At 71.3% G+C, this 18830-nt stretch carries 19 protein-coding genes; 10 read left to right on the forward strand and 9 right to left on the reverse strand.

The window, feature by feature from the left end; genetic code table 11:
• The first annotated feature begins 32 nt into the window (after window positions 1–32).
• The 3 genes from ACIGQF_RS15065 (at window position 33) to ACIGQF_RS15075 (ending at window position 3610) form a co-directional block, all read left to right on the forward strand.
• Entirely contained in the window at window positions 33–1445 is a 1413-nt protein-coding gene (locus ACIGQF_RS15065; protein ID WP_399709961.1) for an alkaline phosphatase family protein, read from the forward strand.
• A gap of 75 nt (window positions 1446–1520) precedes the next feature.
• Window positions 1521–2129 (forward strand): DUF4291 domain-containing protein, encoded by a 609-nt coding sequence (locus ACIGQF_RS15070; protein WP_399709964.1) that lies wholly within the window; start codon window positions 1521–1523, stop codon window positions 2127–2129.
• Between the two features lie 125 nt (window positions 2130–2254).
• Entirely contained in the window at window positions 2255–3610 is a 1356-nt protein-coding gene (locus ACIGQF_RS15075) for a hypothetical protein (protein ID WP_399709967.1), read from the forward strand.
• 94 nt (window positions 3611–3704) lie between these two features.
• On the opposite strand, the gene ccsB is transcribed toward ACIGQF_RS15075, so the two are convergent.
• From ccsB to hemL, 7 genes are all read right to left on the reverse strand, one after another.
• Window positions 3705–4793 (reverse strand): c-type cytochrome biogenesis protein CcsB, encoded by a 1089-nt coding sequence (gene ccsB, locus ACIGQF_RS15080; RefSeq protein ID WP_399709970.1) that lies wholly within the window; start codon window positions 4791–4793, stop codon window positions 3705–3707.
• Window positions 4790–6520, reverse strand: a complete 1731-nt coding sequence (locus tag ACIGQF_RS15085) for a cytochrome c biogenesis protein ResB (RefSeq protein ID WP_399709973.1) — start codon at window positions 6518–6520, stop codon at window positions 4790–4792. Before ACIGQF_RS15085 ends, ccsB begins: the two co-directional genes overlap by 4 nt.
• A 3-nt stretch (window positions 6521–6523) precedes the next feature.
• Window positions 6524–7294, reverse strand: a complete 771-nt coding sequence (locus ACIGQF_RS15090; protein ID WP_399709976.1) for a cytochrome c biogenesis CcdA family protein — start codon at window positions 7292–7294, stop codon at window positions 6524–6526.
• A gap of 4 nt (window positions 7295–7298) precedes the next feature.
• A complete protein-coding gene (locus ACIGQF_RS15095; protein ID WP_399709979.1) occupies window positions 7299–7913 on the reverse strand; it encodes a TlpA family protein disulfide reductase in 615 nt (204 codons plus the stop codon).
• A 58-nt stretch (window positions 7914–7971) separates the two neighbouring features.
• Window positions 7972–9183, reverse strand: a complete 1212-nt coding sequence (locus ACIGQF_RS15100) for a hypothetical protein (protein WP_399709982.1) — start codon at window positions 9181–9183, stop codon at window positions 7972–7974.
• A gap of 162 nt (window positions 9184–9345) precedes the next feature.
• Complete coding sequence (locus tag ACIGQF_RS15105) at window positions 9346–10068, reverse strand: histidine phosphatase family protein (protein WP_399709985.1); 723 nt, start codon at window positions 10066–10068, stop codon at window positions 9346–9348.
• On the reverse strand, window positions 10065–11372 hold the full coding sequence (gene hemL, locus ACIGQF_RS15110; protein WP_399709988.1) for a glutamate-1-semialdehyde 2,1-aminomutase: 1308 nt from the start codon (window positions 11370–11372) through the stop codon (window positions 10065–10067). The genes ACIGQF_RS15105 and hemL overlap by 4 nt, the downstream gene beginning before the upstream one ends.
• 125 nt (window positions 11373–11497) lie before the next feature.
• On the opposite strand from hemL, the gene ACIGQF_RS15115 reads away from it, so the two are divergent.
• From ACIGQF_RS15115 to ACIGQF_RS15140, 6 genes are all read left to right on the forward strand, one after another.
• Window positions 11498–12109 carry a hypothetical protein gene (locus ACIGQF_RS15115; protein WP_361557927.1) on the forward strand — a complete coding sequence of 204 codons (612 nt, stop codon included), beginning with the start codon at window positions 11498–11500 and terminating at the stop codon, window positions 12107–12109.
• Between the two features lie 120 nt (window positions 12110–12229).
• Window positions 12230–12829, forward strand: coding sequence for a chemotaxis protein CheB (locus ACIGQF_RS15120; protein ID WP_399709991.1), 600 nt, complete (start codon window positions 12230–12232; stop codon window positions 12827–12829).
• On the forward strand, window positions 12829–14694 hold the full coding sequence (locus tag ACIGQF_RS15125; RefSeq protein WP_399709994.1) for a CheR family methyltransferase: 1866 nt from the start codon (window positions 12829–12831) through the stop codon (window positions 14692–14694). Before ACIGQF_RS15120 ends, ACIGQF_RS15125 begins: the two co-directional genes overlap by 1 nt.
• 26 nt (window positions 14695–14720) lie before the next feature.
• Window positions 14721–15566 carry an ANTAR domain-containing protein gene (locus ACIGQF_RS15130; protein WP_399709997.1) on the forward strand — a complete coding sequence of 282 codons (846 nt, stop codon included), beginning with the start codon at window positions 14721–14723 and terminating at the stop codon, window positions 15564–15566.
• A 57-nt stretch (window positions 15567–15623) separates the two neighbouring features.
• Window positions 15624–16382, forward strand: coding sequence for an ANTAR domain-containing protein (locus ACIGQF_RS15135; protein WP_399710000.1), 759 nt, complete (start codon window positions 15624–15626; stop codon window positions 16380–16382).
• Window positions 16383–16588: 206 nt separating this feature from the next.
• The gene (locus ACIGQF_RS15140) at window positions 16589–17044 is read left to right on the forward strand and encodes a tellurite resistance TerB family protein (RefSeq protein ID WP_399710003.1); all 456 of its coding nucleotides are present in this window, start codon (window positions 16589–16591) and stop codon (window positions 17042–17044) included.
• Between the two features lie 27 nt (window positions 17045–17071).
• On the opposite strand, the gene ACIGQF_RS15145 is transcribed toward ACIGQF_RS15140, so the two are convergent.
• Both ACIGQF_RS15145 and ACIGQF_RS15150 read right to left on the reverse strand, forming a co-directional pair.
• Window positions 17072–17335 carry a twin-arginine translocase TatA/TatE family subunit gene (locus ACIGQF_RS15145; RefSeq protein ID WP_399710006.1) on the reverse strand — a complete coding sequence of 88 codons (264 nt, stop codon included), beginning with the start codon at window positions 17333–17335 and terminating at the stop codon, window positions 17072–17074.
• 50 nt (window positions 17336–17385) lie between these two features.
• Entirely contained in the window at window positions 17386–18201 is an 816-nt protein-coding gene (locus ACIGQF_RS15150) for a hypothetical protein (RefSeq protein ID WP_399710009.1), read from the reverse strand.
• Window positions 18202–18363: 162 nt separating this feature from the next.
• Between ACIGQF_RS15150 and ACIGQF_RS15155 the strand changes: the two genes are divergently transcribed.
• Entirely contained in the window at window positions 18364–18828 is a 465-nt protein-coding gene (locus ACIGQF_RS15155; RefSeq protein WP_399710012.1) for a BlaI/MecI/CopY family transcriptional regulator, read from the forward strand.
• The last annotated feature ends 2 nt before the right edge of the window (window positions 18829–18830 follow it).

An 18830-nucleotide genomic window follows, 5' to 3' on the forward strand; every position in this document is an offset into this window, starting at 1 on the left:
GACGGTCCCGGCCCGGATGTTGCCCCCGGCACATGACCCGGCGCAGGCTGCTCGGCTCCGCCGCGGGAGCGCTGGGCGGCGCCGCCGCGCTGTCGGTGCTGCCGCCGAGCGTGCGCAGGGCGGCCGCTGCCGGGCCGCCCCGGTACGGCTCACCGGCCGACATCGAGCACGTCGTGCTGCTGATGCAGGAGAACCGTTCGTTCGACCATTACTTCGGGACGCTGCGGGGCGTACGCGGCTTCGCGGACCCGGACGCGCTCACCCTGTCCACGGGGCGCTCGGTCTTCCACCAGCCGGACGAGACCAACCCGGACGGTTACCTGCTGCCGTTCCACCTGGACACACGCAGCTCCAGCGCCCAGGCGATCCCCTCCACCAGCCACGTCCGGTCCGTGCAGCACGAGGCGTGGCACGGCGGCCGGATGGACCGCTGGCTGCCCGCGCACCGCAAAGCGGACGGCCGGAACGGCCCGTACGTGATGGGCTACCACACCCGCGCCGACATCCCCTTCCACTTCGCCCTCGCCGAGGCGTTCACCCTCTGCGACCACTACTTCTGCTCGGTGCTGGGGCCGACCTGGCCGAACCGCCTGTACTGGATGACCGGCACCATCGACCCCGGCGGCACCCGGGGCGGCCCGGTCGTGCGCAACGCCGCCCCGCGGCCGTACCGCTGGACCTCCTACGCCGAGCGGCTGGCGGCGGCCGGGGTGAGCTGGCGGGTCTACCAGCAGGACGACGACTACGGCTGCAACCTGCTGGAGCACTTCAAGACCTTCCGGGACGCCCGGCCCGGGGACCCGCTGTACGAGCACGGGCTGCGGCCGCGGCCCGCCGGCACCTTCGAGGACGACGCCCGGAACGACCGGCTGCCGGCCGTCTCCTGGATCATCCCGACGGCCGCGGAGTCGGAGCACCCGGACTTCCTGCCGGCCGCCGGCGCCGCCTTCGTCGCGCGGACGGTCGAGGCCATCGCCGCCAACCCGAAGGTCTGGCGGAAGACCGTGTTCATCATGAACTACGACGAGAACGACGGACTCTTCGACCACGTGCCGCCGCCGGTGGCGCCCACCGGGACCGCGGACGAGTTCGTCGACGGGCTGCCCCTCGGCGCCGGCTTTCGCGTCCCGTGTCTGATCGTCTCGCCGTGGACGGTGGGCGGCTGGGCCGCGGGCGAGCCCTTCGACCACACCTCCGTCCTGCAGTTCCTGGAGCGCTTCACCGGTGTCGAGGAACCGAACATCTCCGACTGGCGCCGCGCCACCTTCGGCGATCTGACCTCGGCCTTCGGCTTCACGCCCGCACGCCCGCCCCGGCTGCCGCGGGACACCGCCGCCCGGCTGACGGCGGCAAAGAAGCAGGTCGCGACCCTGCCCAAGCCCGTCCTCCCGGGCGCTGACCAGTCCCCGCCCCGCCAGGAACCCGGCAACCGCAAACGCCGCTGAGCCACGGCCCGACGGCCTCGAAGCCACGGGAAATTCGATGGCACCCCGCCGCGGCATGGCGCACGCTGATCCCCCATGAACGACCGTCAGACCCCGCCGGCCCGCCAGATCAGGGCCGCGTACACCGATACCACCGTCACCGTCTACCAGGCCTACGACCCCGCGCTCGGCGTCCCGGCCGCCCGCACCGGGCGCTTCCCCGCCACGTGGAAACGGGACCGGATGACGTGGATCAAGCCGTCGTTCCTGTGGATGATGTACCGCTGCGGCTGGGCCACCAAGCCCGGCCAGGAGTGCGTACTGGCCGTGGAGATCGACCGGGCCGGCTTCGACCGGGCGCTGGAACGCGCCTGCCTCTCGCACTACGACCCGGCCGAGCACACCGACCGCACCGCCTGGAAGCGGGCGCTGCGCGACTCCCCCGTCCGCATCCAATGGGACCCGGAACGCGACCTCCACCTGCGCCCCCTCCCCCACCGCTCCCTCCAACTCGGCCTCTCCGGCGAAGCGAGCCGCAGCTACGCGGACGACTGGATCATCTCCATCACCGACGTCACCGAGCTCACCCACCGGGTCCACGCCCTCGTACGGGACGGTGACCTGCCGGCGGCGCGGGCCCTGCTGCCGCACGAACTCCCTTACCCGGCACCGGAATCCACACCGGCCGCCAGTCACCCCGCCTAATCTTTGACCGGCGCAGCGGACCCGCCCCCGGCAACGGCGGCGCGGGCCCGTCCCCCCATTCGCCCTCCTCGCGGCCGGGCCCTCCGGCCGTCGATTCGACGCGTCCAGAGTGAGGATGAAGAAACGTGCGCATACGAAGACTCGTCGGAGCCGCGGCCCTCGCGGCCGTGGTGGGTGCCGCCTCCCTCTTAGGAGCCGGGACCGCCGCTGCGGCCGATTCCACCGCTCCGCTGCCACTCACCGGAGGCCACGGGGACATCGTCGTGGACGGCGTCCACGACCGGGTGTTCCTCAGCGACCCGGCCGGCAGCGCCGTCGTGGTGACCGACTACGACGGCAAGCTCGTCGAGCGGATCGAGGGCGAGCCGGGCGCCGCCGGGCTCGCGCTGTCCGAGGACTCCGGCACCCTCTTCGTCGCCCTGCCGAACGGCGACGCGATCTCCGCCGTCGACACCGGCACGCTGACGGAGAAGGCCCGCTACCGCCTGGGCGCCGGCAACCGCCCGCTGAGCCCGGCCGTCATCGGCGACACGGTGTGGTTCGGGTACGACTCCGCCGACTCCTTCGGCGACGTCGGCTCCCTCGACCTGTCCGGCCCCGAGCCGGTCGTCTCGCTGAAGCAGGTGGGGTACGGCCCCTTCTACTCCGCGCCGGCCCTGGTCTCCTCTCCCGCGGCGCCCGGCAGGATCGTCGCGACCGTCGAGGGTTCGAGCCCCGCGACCCTCACGGTGTACGACGTCTCCTCCGGCACTCCGCGGCAGCAGGCCTCGGTCCGGGACCCTGGCGGGTCCACCTCCAACATGCAGGACATGGCGATCACCCCGGACGGCGAGCACGTCGTCACGGCCAGCGGCTCCCCGTACTACCACCAGGTGTTCCGGCTGGCGGACCTGTCGGCGGACGGGCGCTATGCCACGAACACCTACCCGAACTCCGTGGCCGTCGGGCCGGACGGCACCGTCGCGGCCGGCATCTCCGGCTGGACCCCGGCGCTGTCGCTCTTCAAGCCCGACCGGGGAACCGCGTACCGCACGTACGACTTCCGCGGCACCGGCACGCCCGACCTGCGGGCCGCCGGGCTGGCCTGGGCGCCCGAGGGTGACCGGCTCTTCGCCGTCACGGAGGGCACGGACAACGGCGAGGCGGCCTACGCCCTCAAGGTGTTCACGGACGCCACGAAGGCCGTCTCGGCCCTCACGGTCACCGCTCCCGGCACCTCGGCCCCCCACAAGCAGCTGACCGTGTCGGGCACGCTCACCGCACGGCTGGCCCTCCCCGAGGGCACGACGGTCGGGGTGACGCGCGCGGGCCCCGGCGGGAAGCGGGTGTCCCTGGGCAAGGCCGCCGTGGCCGCCGACGGCACCTTCTCCGTCACCGACCGGCCCAAGGGCAAGGGCGAGGCGGTCTACACCGTCACCTACGGGGGCGACGGGCAGCACACCGCGGCGACCGCCACCGCCACGGTCGCACTGACCCGCTGACCGGCCCGATCCGCTGAAACGCTGGTCCGCTGAAACGCGAACCGGGACCGTGCGGCGCCGAAGCGCGCACGGTCCCGGTATCGAGACCCGCCGGTCAGACCCCCGCGTACGAGTGCAGGCCGGTAACGAAGATGTTCACGCCGTAGTAGTTGAAGAGGTAGCAGGCGAAGGCGATCAGGGCCAGGTAGGCGGCCTTGCGGCCCTTCCAGCCGGCGGTGGCGCGGGCGTGCAGGTAGCAGGCGTAGGCGACCCAGGTGATGAAGGACCAGACCTCCTTGGGGTCCCAGCCCCAGTAGCGGCCCCAGGCGGCCTCGGCCCAGATCGCGCCCGCGATGATCGTGAAGGTCCACAGCGGGAAGACGGTCGCGTTGATGCGGTACGCGAACTTGTCCAGCGAGGCGGCCGCGGGCAGCCGCTCCAGGACGGACTTGGCGAAGGCGCCGGGCTGCTTGCCCGCGGGGTCCGCGAGCTTGGCCTCGTACCGGTCGCGGAAGAGGTACAGGAGCGTGGCGACCGCGCCCATGTAGAGAACCGCGCCGGAGATGATCGCGCAGCTGACGTGGATCCACAGCCAGTACGAGTGCAGCGCCGGGACGAGCTGGTCGCTGGCGGTGTAGAGGACCGAGACGGCGAGGCCGAGGTCCAGCAGGACCGTGGTGATCAGCGGCAGGCCGATCCAGCGGACGTTCTTCTTGGCGACCAGCAGGATCAGGTACACGGCCACCGCGACCGCGGCGAAGGTCGTGGAGAACTCGTACATGTTGCCCCAGGGGGCACGCTCCACCGACAGGGCGCGGGAGATCACGCCGCCCACGTGGATCAGCCAGGCCAGGGTGGTCAGCGAGATGGCGATCCGGCCGTACAGGTCACCCTTCTCGGTGCCGCCGTGCGCGCCGGGGCCGTCGGGCACGTCCCGGCTGCCGGCCGCGGAGCGGGTGACGACCTTGGGGCGGTCCAGGACGGCGGTGCCGCCGGACCGGTCCTTGGACTGGACCGTCACGGCGCGCGTCGCTGATTTCTCCGCGGTGAGCGCGGCGGCCGTACGGGCCACCTTGCTGCGGCTGCCGAACACCCATTCCGCCATGTGCGCGAGGAACGCCAGGGTGTAGATCGCCATCGCCGAATAGATCAGCGTGTTGCTGGTACTGGCCAGGTTCTCGTTGGCCGCGGCCGCGAGGTTCACGCGCGCGCTCCTTCGGAGGGATCAGCGTTGCCGGCGGAGTCGGACGGCTCCGCGGAGTCTTCTGCTTCGGGGTCGGGGGCCTCGGCCGCGGGCTCGGGGGCCTGCGGCGCTTCCGGCTGGAGGGCGTACGCGAGGTCGGCCAGCTCCTCGGGGAGCTTCGGGGACTCGCTGCGGCCCAGCCCGGCGATCTCCACGACGGTGACGCCGTCGGGGCCCGGCTCGGCACGGACCCACACCCGGCGGCGCTGGATGAACAGCGAGCCGGCCAGGCCCAGCAGCGCCGCGACGGCGCCGCCCAGCGCGATCTCGTTGCCGGGCTGGTGGGAGATGGTGAAGCTGGCCCACTGCTTGACGCCGTCGAACTTGATGCTGCCGTCACCGTTGGGCAGCTTCATCGTCTGGCCCGGCGCCATCATCTGGGCGACCGCCCGGCCGTCCTGCTTGTACTGCTTCAGGTTCTTGGTCTCCAGCTGGTACACGTTCTGCGGCAGGCCGGAGTCCACGCCCAGGTCACCGTGGTACGCGGTGAGGGTCAGCCGGGGATTGTCCAGCGCCGGGAAGACCGAGAACATCGAGCCGGAGCCCTTGCCGCCGAAGGTCGGGACGAAGAAGCCCTGGAAGCCCAGCTGGTTCTTCTTGCCGTCCTTGGTCTTGGCACCGGGGACCTTCACCACGCCGCTGGAGGTGAAGTTCTTCTGGTCCTGCGGGAGGAAGGGGACCGCGCCCTCGTAGACGACCTTGCCGGTGCCGTCCTTGACGGTGACCTCGGGGGCGTAGCCGTGCGAGAGCAGGTAGACCCGGTCGCCGCCGATGTCCAGCGGCTCGTTGACCTTGATCGAGGTCTTGCGCTCCTTGCCGTCGGCACCGTCGAAGTAGGTGACGTCGGCGCGGAAGACGCGCGGGGTGCCGTTCTGCGGTCCGCCGCGCTCGTACGTGGCGACGAACTTGTCGAGCTGGAAGCCGAACGGCGCCAGGTCGTCGGTGTCGAAGAACGACCCGGACTTGAAGTCGTCGAACTGGGTCAGGCTGTTGGAGAAGCCGTCGCCCTCGGCGATCAGCTTGCCGCCCTCGGACTTCCACAGGTTGCCGACGGCGAAGGCGACCAGCATCACGATCAGCGCGATGTGGAAGACCAGGTTGCCGGCCTCGCGGAGGTAGCCCTTCTCGGAGGCGACCGCGGTGCCCACGATTTGGGTACGGAAGCGGCGCTTCTTGAGCGTCCGCCCGGCGGCGTCGAGGACCTGCTCGGGCTCGGCGGTGGTGCGCCAGGTGGCGTACGCGGGGAGCCGGGTCAGGCGGCGCGGGGCGCCCGGCGGCCGGCCGCGCAGCTGGCCGACGAACTGCCAGGTGCGCGGGATGATGCAGCCGATCAGTGAGATGAACAGCAGCAGGTAGATCGCGGAGAACCACACCGAGCTGTAGACGTGGAACATCCCGAGCTTGTCGTACAGCGGCCCGAGCACGTCGTGCTGCTTCTTGAACTCGTCGACCTTGACCGGGTTGATGCTGGTCTGCGGGATCAGCGAGCCGGGCACGGCGCCGAGCGAGAGCAGGAACAGCAGGATCAGCGCCACCCGCATCGAGGTCAGCTGGCGCCAGAACCAGCGGGCCCAGCCGAGGGGCCCGAGGGACGGCAGGCTGATCTCTTCCTTGGGCGCGGTGGAGAGCTGGGACCCGGCCGCGCCCAGTTCGGGCTCGGACTCGCGGGTGTCGGTCTTGGCGGTCATCGATCAGATCCCAACGGTGAAGCCTGTGGTCCAGCTCTGCAGTGCGGACATCATGCTGTCCCAGATTCCTGTGACGAGCAGGACGCCGATGACGACGAGCAGGCCGCCACCGGTCCGCATCACCCACACATAGTGGCGCTTGACCCAGCCGAACGCGCCGAGCGCCTTGCGGAAGGCCAGCGCGACCAGGATGAAGGGCAGGCCGAGGCCGATGCAGTACGCGATGGTCAGCAGCGCGCCGCGGCCCGCGCTGGCCTCGTTGAACGACAGGGCGTTCACGGCGGTCAGGGTGGGGCCCAGGCACGGCGTCCAGCCGACGCCGAAGAGCACGCCGAGCACGGGCGCGCCCACCAGCCCCATCGCGGGCCGCTTGTGCAGCATCCGGAACTCGCGCTGCCCGAAGCGGCCCAGCACACCCATGAAGGTGAGGCCGAGCAGGATGGTCAGGGCGCCGAGCACTCGCGAGATGACGTCCTTGTAGTCCTGGAGCGTCTGTCCGAAGTACCCGAAGAGGGCACCGCCGGAGACGAAGACGACGGTGAAGCCGAGGACGAAGAGGGAGGCGCCGGTGAGCATCCGGCCGCGCCGGGCCTCACCGAGGTCGGTGCCGGTGACGCCGGTGACGTACGACATGTAGCCCGGTACGAGCGGCAGCACGCACGGCGAGAAGAAGGACACCAGGCCGCCGAGGAGGGCGACCGGCAGGGCGACCAGCAGGGCACCGGTGAGCACCGTGTGATTCGGTGCGGTGCCGGCTACGGCGAGCGCGCTCACGGAATCACTTCTCCGCGATCAGCGGGTCGATCATCTTGCGCAGCTCGCTCTCGCTGAGCGGGGTGAGCGCGCGGGCCGCGATCCGGCCCTTGCGGTCGATCGCGATGGTGCTGGGGATCGCCTGCGGGTTCAGGCTGCCCTTGGGGAAGCGCAGCATGAGCTTGCCCATCGGGTCGTACAGGCTGGGGTACGGGATCTTGTGCTGCTCCTCGAAGCTCACCGCCTGGGTCTTCTGGGAGTCCCGGGTGTTGATCCCGAGGAACTGCACGCCCTTGCTCTTGGTCTCGTTGGCGACCTTGGCGAAGTTCGGGGCCTCGGCGATGCAGGGCGCGCACCATGATCCCCAGATGTTGAGGACGACGACCTTGCCCTTGTAGTCGGCGGCGTCGAGCTGCTTGCCCTCGGTGGACTCGCCGGAGATGTCGGGCGCCGGCTGCCGGTCCGCCGGCTTGACGGTGTCCACGCCGCCCTTGCCCTGGACGAACTTGGTCTGCTGCGAGCCGCCTGAGGTACCCCCTGATCCGCAGGCGCTGAGCAGCACGGCGGCGGCCGCGGCGCCGGCGGCCGGCAGGAGCAGGCGGCGGCGGGTGACGCGGCGGGGGACGCGGCAGGCACTCATGTGAAAAGTTTCGCATGGGCCTTTTGTGGATCTTCCGCACCCCCCTCGTCGGCGCGGTTCAGGCTCCGGTGAGGTACCGCCGCCAGCCGCCGGCCGGCCGTTCGCCGACGCCCAGCCGCTGGAGCCGGGCCAGCACCTTCGGGTCCTGGACGTCCAGCCAGTCGGTGAACTGCTTGAAGGACACCAGCCGCACGTCCCGGTGGCCGTCGTCCGCGATGTGCTTGAGGGCTTCCTCGACGGCATCCATGTAGATCCCGCCGTTCCACTCCTCGAAGTGGTTGCCGATGAAGAAGGGGGCGCGGTTGGACTCGTAGGCGCGCCGGAATCCGGATATGTAGGCGCCCGCGGCCTGCCGGCGCCAGCCGGGGTAGTTCGCGCTGGGGGCCCTGGTGGAGTTGCGGGACTGGTTCGCGAGCATGTTGTAGTCCATCGAGAGGACCTCGAAGGAGTGGCCCGGGAACGGTATCTGCTGGAGCGGGAAGTCCCAGATGCCGCGCTTCTTCGTGGGCCAGGTCTGGCGGCCGCCGGGCGAGCTGGCGTCGTAGCGCCAGCCGAGGCCGCGGGCGGTGGGCAGCAGGTTGTCCTGGCCGAGCAGGCAGGGGGTGCGGCCGCCGACGAGCTCCTTCTTGTAGTCGAAGGGCAGCGGCTCGACGTCGGTGAAGCCGGTGTGGGTGCGCCACTTCGTGACGAAGTCGACAGCCTGGTCGATCTCGGAGCGCCACTGGGCGGGCGTCCAGCGGGCGACCGAGCCGGAGCCGGCGCAGAAGTGGCCGTTGAAGTGGGTGCCTATCTCGTGGCCCTCCAGCCAGGCGGCCCGGACGTTGCGCAGCGTCTCCTTGATGTGCGCGTCGGTGAGGTAGCCGATGTCGGAGGCGCCGACCGGGTTGTTCGGCGGGCGGTACAGGGACTTCTTGGACTCCGGGAGGCAGTACAGGCCGGAGAGGAAGAAGGTCATCTTCGCGCCGTGGTCCTCGGCGAGGCGGCGGAAGCGCGGGAAGAGCCCGTTGCCGACCTCGCCGGCGCCGTCCCAGGAGAAGACGACGAACTGCGGCGGGGTCTGGCCCGGCTCCAGCGGTTCGGGCTTCGGGGGCTGGTGCGGCTGCGGTCCGGTCTCGGCGGTGGAGCCGTCGCCTATCGGCTTCGGGCGGGCCTGGACGGTTTTCCTCCTGGCGGCGTCGCCGGGCCGTTCGGTGCCGCAGCCCGCGAGTCCGATCGCGGCGGCCGCCCCCGCTCCGATGCCCAGCAGGTTCCGCCGACTGATCGCGCTCATACCGTTCCCGTCCGCATTTGCCCTGATTCGCCGTACTCAACGCCCGTAAATACGGACATCGGGTAAGAGGGCGGAGCGGGTTCCGGGGTTCCGGGGTAATCGCATATATCTACGGCGGTACGGACGGACGGCTGTCCGCACGTACCGCCGCAGGGACCGGGCTCAGGCGCCGGCGGCCTTGGCCTGGCCCTTCACGGAGCCCTTGCCGAACCGCGGCTGGGCCCCGGCGCGCAGATGCTCCGGCACCAGGTCGAGCGCGGGCTCGGTGTAGCCGACCGAGACGATCCGGTCGCCGTGGAAGGTGAAGGACGTCAGCGAGGCGAGGGTGCACTGCCGCTTGCGCGGGTCGTGCCACAGCCGGCGCCGCTCGGCAAAGCTGCGCACGATCCAGATCGGCAGCTGGTGGCTGACCGCGACCGCCTCGTGGCCGCGGGCCGCGTCCCGGGCCGTGCCGAGCGCCGCCATCATCCGGACGACCTGCTCGATGTACGGCTCGCCCCAGGAGGGCCGGAACGGGTTGGTGAGGTACTTCCAGTTGCCCGGCCGCTTGAGCGCGCCGTCGCCGACCCCGAAGGTCTTGCCCTCGAAGATGTTCCCGGCCTCGATGAGCCGCGGGTCGCTGTCGACGTCCAGCCCGTGCGCCTTGCCGACCGGCGCGGCCGTCTCCTGCGCCCGCTCCAGCGGGGAGGCGACGACATGCGTGATGTCGCGGTCCGCGAGGTGCTCGGCGACCCGGTCGGCCATCTGCCGGCCCAGCTCGGAGAGGTGGTACCCGGGGCGCCGCCCGTAGAGGACGCCGTCGGGGTTGTGCACCTCGCCGTGGCGCATCAGGTGGACGACGGTGATCTCGTCGCCGCCGCCCTTGCCGCCGGTCGTGCCGCTCATGCGGTGGCCTCGGCGGCGGCCCGGGCGGCGGCCGGCAGCGCCGCCGCGATCCGCTCGACGGCCTGCGCGTCGTGCGCGGTGGAGACGAACCACGACTCGAAGGCGGACGGCGGGAGGTAGACGCCCTGGGAGAGCATCGAGTGGAAGAACGGCGTGAAGCGGAAGGACTCCTGCGCCTTGGCCTTCTCGTAGTCGGTGACGTCCACGTCGGAGAAGAAGACCGAGAACATGTTCCCCGCGACCTGCACGCGGTGCGCCACGCCCTCCTTGGACAGCGCCTCGGAGACCAGCCCGCGCAGCTCGGCGGAGACCGCGTCGACCTTCTCGTACGCGACGTCGTCCAGCAGCCGCAGCTGCGTGACGCCGGCGGCGGTGGCGACCGGGTTACCGGAGAGGGTGCCCGCCTGGTAGACCGGGCCGGCCGGGGCGAGGTGGGCCATCACGTCGGCGCGGCCGCCGAACGCCGCGGCCGGGAAGCCGCCGCCCATGACCTTGCCGAAGGTCATCAGGTCCGGACGCACGCCGTCGATGCCGTACCAGCCGGCCTTGCTGACGCGGAAGCCGGTCATGACCTCGTCGGAGATGTAGAGCGCGCCGTGGGCGGAGCAGAGGTCCTTCAGGCCCTGGTTGAAGCCGGGCAGCGGCGGGACCACGCCCATGTTGCCGGGCGACGCCTCGGTGATCACACAGGCGATCTGGCCCTCGTGCGCGGCGAACGCGGCGCGCACGGCCTCGATGTCGTTGTACGGGAGCACGATCGTGTCGCCGGCCTGCGCGCCGGTGACGCCCGGCGTGTCGGGCAGTCCGAAGGTCGCCACGCCGGAGCCGGCCGCGGCCAGCAGCGCGTCGACGTGCCCGTGGTAGCAGCCGGCGAACTTGATCACCTTGGGGCGGCCGGTGAAGCCGCGGGCCAGCCGGATCGCGGACATGGTCGCCTCGGTGCCGGAAGAGACCAGGCGCACCTGCTCGACCGGCTCGATGCGGGCCACGATCTCCTCGGCGAGTTCGACCTCACCGGCGCCCGGCGTACCGAACGACAGGCCGTGCGCGACGGCGTCCTGGACGGCCCGGACGACCTGGGGGTGCGAATGACCGAGGATCATCGGCCCCCACGAGCACACGAGGTCGACGTACTCACGGCCGTCGGCGTCCGTGAGGTACGGACCGGTACCGGACACCATGAACCGGGGCGTACCGCCCACGGCGCCGAACGCGCGCACGGGAGAGTTCACGCCGCCGGGCGTCACGACGGCCGCGCGGTCGAAGAGCGTCTGCGAAACTGGGGCATCGTACGAGTGAGTCACGCAAGCAATGGTCTCAGAGGCGCACGGGGGCGCGCGGCCGGGCGTTTCACACGCCGGTGACGGGGGAGGTCTCTGAGACGATGATCGGGTTGCGCGGCCGAGGCTGCGAGTGGTCGGGTGGAGATATGCATCGCGGTGGCGAACTGGGCGAAGGGACCGATGACCGGGGCCCGGAGCGCGCCCGGCGTGGCCGCCACCGCCGAGCGGAGTACAGCGGCGAGCAGGACCGTGCGGAGCAGAGCGGCGCCCCTACCAGCGGCGCGGAGAACAACAGCGGGACCAGCGGCAGAGGCGGGCGCATGGGGGTGACCTACAAGTACTTCGGCGCTCCCGACGGCGCCACGGCGGCCCGGGTGCCCATCTCGATGCGCCCCGAGGAGCTGGGCGGCGACGAGCTCGGCATGGGCGGGATGTTCACCAAGATCAAGCCGGAGACCATGGCGGCGATGGTGCTGACCGGTATCGAGGGCATACCCCTCTCCAAGGTCCCCCCGCTGGAACTGGTCGTCCTGCACCCCGACTACGCCGTGGTCAAGCTCCCCATGACGGTCGTCGACCCGCTGCGCGGCGTCGGCGAGGAGTCGGTGGGCGCCGCCGCCTTCATATGGTCCACCGTTCCCGACCGCGGCGGCCCGCGCGACGCCTTCGCCGTCTACCGCCTCCTCCACGAATGGCAGGACTTCTCGCACCGCCTGCACGAGGCCGGACATCAGGCGTACTGCCTGGTGTGGCCCTGACGGACGGACGGCGCACGCCGCCCGCGCGACACGGCGCGGACGGCGCGATCCCCCTCCGGGCGGCACATGAAGGCCGACCGCTCCTCGCCACGGCGGCTCCCCGGGATTAGGCTCACTGGTGTGACCGCAGAAGAGACCGCAGCGGACCACTTCGCCGTCGTGGCGGTCGCCTCCTCGGCCGGCGGCATCCACGCCCTGTCCACCTTCGTGGAACAGCTGGACGCCGGACTGCCGGTCCCCGTGCTCGTCGTCCAGCATCTCGACCGCCGGCACAGCACCGTGATCGCCGGGGTACTCGGCCGCCGTACGAAGCTTGAGGTCAAGCTCGCGGAGGACGACGAGCGCGCCCGGCCCGGCGTCGTCTACGTGGCCCCGCCCGACCACCATCTCCTCGTGAACGCCGACGGCGTCCTGTCGCTCTCCCGCAGCAGCATGGTCCACTTCGTACGGCCCTCGGCCGACCTCCTCTTCGAGTCGGTGGCCGGTGCCTACGGTGCGCGCGCCATCGCCTGTGTGCTGACCGGCACCGGCCGGGACGGCGCCATGGGCGTGGACGCGGTGAAGTCGTGCGGCGGCACCGTCATCTGTGAGGACCCGAGCACGGCAGAATTCAGCGGAATGCCGGAGGCGGCCGTGGGGACGGGTGCGGTGGATTTCGTGCTACCTCTGGAGGAAATCGCCACGGTGGTCCGTGGCCTGGTCGAGGTCAAGAGGCAGTGATGGGCGAGACGCGGGAAGTGGAGACCGATGAGGAGCTGGAAGGGCTGCTCACCTTCCTGAGAGACGCGCGCGGTTTCGACTTCACGGGGTACAAGCGGTCTTCCCTGACCCGGCGCATCCGCAAGCGGATGGCGGACGTGGAAGTGGCCTCCTACGCCGACTACCGGGACATGCTGGAGACCAGCGCCGAGGAATTCAACGCCCTCTTCAACACCATCCTGATCAACGTCACCTCCTTCTTCCGCGACGCGGACGCCTGGACGTACCTCCAGCGCGAGGTGCTGCCCGACCTGGTGTCCCAGGCCGCTCCCGGCGAGGAGATCCGGGTGTGGAGCGCGGGCTGCTCCAGCGGCGAGGAGGCGTACTCGCTCGCGATCATGCTCGCCGAGACGCTGGGGCTGGACGAGGCCCTGGAACGCGTCAAGATCTACGCGACCGACGTCGACGAAGAGGCGCTGCGGGACGCACGCGCCGGCCTGTACCCCGCGAAGGCCCTGGAGTCGCTGTCGGCGGAGCTGCGCTGCAAGTACTTCACCGAGAACGGCGCGCAGTTCAGCCTCCGCTCCGACCTGCGCCGCCGGGTGATCTTCGGCCGGCACGACATCACCCGCGACGCGCCCATCTCCCGCCTGAACCTGCTGGTGTGCCGCAACACGCTGATGTACTTCAACGTCGAGGCGCAGACCCAGATCGTCGACCGCTTCCACTTCGCGCTCCGTGAGGGCGGCTTCCTCTTCCTCGGCAAGGCCGAGATGCTGCTCAACGACGCCGACCGGTTCGAAGTGCTGAGCATGCGGCAGCGGGTCTTCCGGCGCCGGCCGGGCGACACGGGGCTGCCGTACTCGCCGACACCGCTGCGGATCGGAACGGCCTCGGGCCAGGAGCTGAACTCGCTCGCCCGCAACCGCCAGCTGCGCGACCTCATCCTGGACTCGACCCCGGCCCCCTCGCTCGCCGTCGACCTCGCCGGCACCGTCGTGATGATCAACGGTCACGCGCGGGCGCAGTTCGCGCTCACCTCCAACGACATCGGGCGCCCCTTCCAGGACCTGGAGATCTCCTACCGCCCGGTCGAGCTGCGCTCCCTGATCGAACAGGCCGTCCACGAACGGCGGACGCTGCGCGTCAACAGTGCCGCGCGCCGGGTCGGCGAGGAGACGCAGTTCTTCGACATCCTGATCCAGCCGCTGGTGACCCCCAACGGCCTGCCCGTCGCGACGCACATCACCTTCACCGACGTCACCGTCTCCACGCAGCTGAAGTCCGAGGTAAAGCGGGTGCGCGAAGAGCTGGAGACCGCTTACGAAGAGCTCCAGTCCACCAACGAGGAACTGGAGACCACCAACGAGGAACTCCAGTCGAGCATCGAGGAGCTGGAGACCACCAACGAAGAACTCCAGTCCACCAACGAGGAACTGGAGACCACCAACGAAGAACTCCAGTCGGGCAACGAGGAACTGGAGACCATGAATGAGGAGATGCGCATCCGTACCGCGGAGCTCGACGAGGCCCGCGCCTTCCTCGAAGGCGTGCTGACCAGCGTCGCCGCCGGAGTGGTGGTCCTGGACAGCGAGGCGCGGGTCAAGAGCTGGAACCGCGGCGCCGCCGAGCTGTGGGGCCTGCGCCCCGACGAGGTCGAGAACGAAGATTTCTTCTCCCTCGACTTCGGGCTGCCCGCAGAAAGACTGCGGCACGCGGTCCAGAAGTGCCTGAAGACCGGGCGCCGTACCGGCCCCGTCGAGCTGCCCGCCGTGAACCGCATCGGCCGGTCCATCGACTGCACCGTCGTGTGCTCCCCCTTCGACGGATACAACGGCGGCGTCGTCCTGTTGATGGAAGAACAGAGTCCCGATCCAGCCGTTTGACGGGCGGAACAGCGTAGGCTGTCGCCATGGATACCGGCAGCTCGTCGGGACACTCAGCCATCGCCTGGCGGCGTATGACCAGGGCGCTGGAGAGCGCCGCACGCGCGGAGGCGTTCGCCGAGCAGTACGAACGACTCTTCCTGCAAAGCGGCAAGGTGCACCATGCCGAACTGGCCGACAGCTATCGCCGGACGGCGGAACGTCACCGCTCCTCGGCGCGCCTCCAGGAGAAGTTCGCCCGCCGGCTGATGGCCCGGTCCGGCCCGCGTGACACCCGGCCGCTCTTCATGAGCGTGGTCGCGGACGCCTGCGGCACCAGCAGCGCAGCCCTCACCCTGGTCGGGTCCGACCAGAGCCAGCTCGCCGTGGCCGCCTCCGACGAGGGGTCCCGCGCCGCCCAGGACCTGGAGTACGTCCTGGGCGAGGGGCCGGGCACGGACGCCGCGGCCGGCAGCCGCCGGATCTCCGCGGCGGGCCGGTACCTGGAGCGGTACTGGCCCGTTTACGGCCCGGCCGTCAGGGCACTCGGCTTCGGCGAGGTGATCGCCGTACCCTTGAAGACACCCGGCGGTTGCCTGGGCTCGCTGGCGGTCTTCGACCCCCGGCCCGGCACCGCCACGGCCACGGCCGTCGCCGACATCACCGAGGCGCTGGTGCGGTCGATGCTCATCGGCCCGGACGCCGACCCGGAGTTCTACGGCGGGACGGACCACCGGGACACCGTGCACCAGGCCGCGGGGATGGTGTCCGTTCAGGAACGCTGTCCCGTGAAGGACGCCCTCGCGCTGATCAAGGCAAGGGCCTACGCGGACGGGATACCCGTCAACGTGATGGCGGAACGGATCGTGAGTGGGGAGATCCGCCTTGCCTGAGAGGCAAGGGATGGCGCAAAGTTCGCAGAGCGCTGCGACTCGCCTGAAGGGGGCGTCATGACGACACCGGCACAGCAGATCGCCGACGTGTTCGTGGAATTGTCCGGAGGAAGCGCGGGCACGCCCTTGGATGCCCCTGAGCTGCTGGCCACACTCGTACGGTACGGACCGGACCTCCTCGGTGTGCACGCCGTCGGCACGGTGGCCACCGTGGACGCGCGTACCGAGCCTCAGATCGCCGGCTCCGAGGACGGTGCGCAGCTGCTGAAGCGTGAGGCCGTGAAGTGGGCCGAGGGCCCCGGCACGGAGGCCTGCCGCAGCGGCCGGGCGCTCCTCGACGTCGCGCTCGACAGCGAGGCGGCCAGGCGGCGTTGGCCGCGGTACACCCCGCGCGCGCTGGAGCTGGGGTACACCCGGGCCGCCGCCTTTCCGCTGCGGACCCGTGAGCGTCCGCTGGGCGCGCTGGTCCTGCTCGGTTCCCCGGCGGACGCTCCGATGTCCGAGGAGACCGTGGCGCTCGCCCAGTCGCTGGCGGACTTCACCGCGCTGGCGCTGATACGCGGCCATGAGCTGCAGGAGAGCCGGACGCTGGCCGGCCAGCTGGAGCACGCGCTGGTGAGCCGCGTGATCATCGAGCAGGCCAAGGGGGTGCTCGCCAACAGCTGCGGGCTCTCCATGGACGGCGCCTTCGCGCTGCTGCGCGGCCACGCCCGTGCCCACCGCCGGGTGCTGAGCGAGGTCGCACACGACGTGGTCGAGGGCCGCCTGCGGCTCGGCGGCGACGGCCCGGACGGCCCCGCGGCCCCCCGGCGCTGACCGGGAGGGCTCCGGAAGGCTCCTCGTCCCGGGCACCTTTCGCCCCACAGGCACGTTGAGCATCACGACGGACACCGCCGCTCCGGGCTTCGGGGCGGGGGACCGCCGGCCCTCCGGGGCGGCCCATGCCGTCAACTTCTACATCCGTGTAGATTTCAGCTCTGCGCAGCCGTGCGCAACGGACGAGGGATGACGAGGAGATTCACATGGCTCTGTGGGACCGGATCAAGGATTCCGCGCAGACGATGCAGACTCAGCTGGTCGCGAAGAAGAACGACCTGAAGAGCGGCGCCTTCCGGGACGCGAGCATGGCGATGTGTGCGCTGGTGGCCGCGGCGGACGGCACCGTCGACCCGTCCGAGCGCCGCCGGGTGGCCCAGCTGATCATGTCGAACGAGGTGCTGCAGAACTTCCCCGCCGACGACCTCCAGCGCCGCTTCGACGGCTACCTCGACAAGCTCATCGCCGACTTCGACTTCGGCAAGGTGAGCATCATGCAGGAGATCGGCAAGGTGAAGAAGAAGCCGACCGAGGGCCGGGCCGTCATCCAGATCGGCATCGTCATCGGCGGCGCCGACGGCGACTTCGACAAGACCGAGCAGGCCGTCGTGCGCGACGTCTGCTTCGCGCTGGACATCCCGCCGGCCGAGTTCGACCTGTGACGGCCGGCCGGGCACGGCCCGCGGCGGTCAGCCGCGGGCGCCCGGCTCGCCGGTCGTACGGGGCGCCTCGTCGTCCGCGCGGGAGCCGATGACGTCGCCGGGCCGGGCACGGATCGTGCGCGGCGGCGGGCCGTCGTCGTCCGGGTGGACGCCGTCCTTCATCGCCCGGGTCTCGCTCTTCAGGATGCGGGTCGCCTTGCCGGCGGACCGTACGAGGTCGGGCAGCCGCTTGGCCGCGAGCAGCACGATGACAACGATGAGGAGCAGTGCGATCTCACTGATCCCGAACATCCCCGGTCCTCTTTTCCCCCTCCGCACGGAGGGCATCACGAGCGTACTGGTCAGTGCCGCGGCCCGGAATCGGGCCCGCTGAAGTCGGGCCCCGCGTAATCCGGGCTCGCGTAGTCGCCGCCGGCGTAATCCCCGCTCGCATACCGCCCGCTCGTGTAGTCGGGCGCCGCGAAGTCCGGGCTGCTGTAGCCGGGCCGGGTCCGGCGGCCGGCGTCCCGGGCGGGTGCGGTCGGCGGGCCGGAGTTGAGCTGCCGCTCCAGGTGCGGCACGATCCCGCGCTCCAGCAGCGCCAGCTGCCAGGCCTCCCGCGCCCGCCGCAGCCGCTCGCCGGGCGTGTCGGCGCCGGACGCCCGGTGCCGGGCCGCGGTGCCGAGCAGCCCGGCGACGCCGCAGGCCAGGGACGCCGCGGTGAGCACCACGGAGACCTGCCCGGCGGTGATCAGGGCGTCCGCGAGCGCCCGTTGCGAAGCGGCCGGCCGCAGCAGGTAGCCCAGCAGGAAGAAGACGACGGACGCCACGGCGGCCAGGCTCGGCACCAGCACGCCGAGCAGGGGCAGCAGCCCGCGCCACCGGCCCCGTCCCGCGTCGCCGTCGGTGTCGCCCACGGCCCCGTTGTCCCCGGTGCCGCCCGTTCCGCCGACCGCGTGCTCCCGGAGGGCGAGATACGTCCGGTACTCAGGCGCGGCCGCCTCCGCGAGCAGGGCGGCCTCGGCGAGCGCGCCGGTCCGCAGCCGCCTGCCGAGCTCTCCGGTGCGGTCGGCCCGTACGGCCCGCGCGATCTCACCGGTGCTCAGCGCCCGGTCCACCAGCCGTTCCACGTCCGCCGCGTCCCGCGCCCGCAGCCCTTCCCCCGGTAACCGCGCCATCACTTCCCCCGCTTCTCGACCCGTGCCCCGACCGCTGAATCTACAGCACTGTAGAAACAAGGCGCGCGGTCCGGGCGTACGCGGCGGGCTTCCCTCAGTACGATGGCCGCCCCACGGGCGTACGAGCACACGTGCGGGCGGGCGGCGGAGGGAGACGGCGGAGTGGACCGCGGAGCGGGCAGGCGAGCGGGCGAGGGACGGCACGAACGCGACCCCCGCGGACGCCGGCGCGGCCAGGGCGAACTGGAGGCCCAGGTCCTGTCGGTGCTGCGGCTGTCCTCGGGCCCGGCGACGGCGGCCTGGGTGCAGGAACGTCTCGACGGCGACCTCGCCTACACCACCGTCATGACCATCCTCTCCCGGCTGCTGGCCAAGGGGGCGGTCACCCGCGAGCGGCTGGGCCGCGCCTTCGCGTGGCAGGCCGCGTCCGACGAGGCCGGGCTCGCCGCGCTGCGCATGCGCCGGGTGCTGGACGGGGAGGCCGACCGGGAAGCGGTACTGGCCAGCTTCGTCACCGCCCTCTCCCCCGACGACGAACGCCTGTTGCGCGGCCTGCTCCACGAGGCGTCGGACGCTCCCGCGGGCCCCCGCGGGACCGGCGCGCCGGAACAGACGCCGGAGGACTGACC

This window comes from Streptomyces sp. NPDC053560, from assembly GCF_044544605.1.
Taxonomy (GTDB): Bacteria; Actinomycetota; Actinomycetes; order Streptomycetales; family Streptomycetaceae; genus Streptomyces.

Excerpts from the sequence above, each read along its gene's own strand:
- ACIGQF_RS15065 (WP_399709961.1), top strand. The coding sequence starts at position 33 with ATGACCCGGCGCAGGCTGCTCGGCTCCGCCGCGGGAGCGCTGGGCGGC.
- ACIGQF_RS15070 (WP_399709964.1), top strand. The coding sequence starts at position 1,521 with ATGAACGACCGTCAGACCCCGCCGGCCCGCCAGATCAGGGCCGCGTAC.
- ACIGQF_RS15085 (WP_399709973.1), bottom strand. The coding sequence starts at position 6,520 with ATGACCGCCAAGACCGACACCCGCGAGTCCGAGCCCGAACTGGGCGCG.
- ACIGQF_RS15095 (WP_399709979.1), bottom strand. The coding sequence starts at position 7,913 with ATGAGTGCCTGCCGCGTCCCCCGCCGCGTCACCCGCCGCCGCCTGCTC.
- ACIGQF_RS15100 (WP_399709982.1), bottom strand. The coding sequence starts at position 9,183 with ATGAGCGCGATCAGTCGGCGGAACCTGCTGGGCATCGGAGCGGGGGCG.
- ACIGQF_RS15105 (WP_399709985.1), bottom strand. The coding sequence starts at position 10,068 with ATGAGCGGCACGACCGGCGGCAAGGGCGGCGGCGACGAGATCACCGTC.
- ACIGQF_RS15115 (WP_361557927.1), top strand. The coding sequence starts at position 11,498 with ATGCATCGCGGTGGCGAACTGGGCGAAGGGACCGATGACCGGGGCCCG.
- ACIGQF_RS15125 (WP_399709994.1), top strand. The coding sequence starts at position 12,829 with ATGGGCGAGACGCGGGAAGTGGAGACCGATGAGGAGCTGGAAGGGCTG.
- ACIGQF_RS15130 (WP_399709997.1), top strand. The coding sequence starts at position 14,721 with ATGGATACCGGCAGCTCGTCGGGACACTCAGCCATCGCCTGGCGGCGT.
- ACIGQF_RS15135 (WP_399710000.1), top strand. The coding sequence starts at position 15,624 with ATGACGACACCGGCACAGCAGATCGCCGACGTGTTCGTGGAATTGTCC.
- ACIGQF_RS15140 (WP_399710003.1), top strand. The coding sequence starts at position 16,589 with ATGGCTCTGTGGGACCGGATCAAGGATTCCGCGCAGACGATGCAGACT.
- ACIGQF_RS15145 (WP_399710006.1), bottom strand. The coding sequence starts at position 17,335 with ATGTTCGGGATCAGTGAGATCGCACTGCTCCTCATCGTTGTCATCGTG.
- ACIGQF_RS15150 (WP_399710009.1), bottom strand. The coding sequence starts at position 18,201 with ATGGCGCGGTTACCGGGGGAAGGGCTGCGGGCGCGGGACGCGGCGGAC.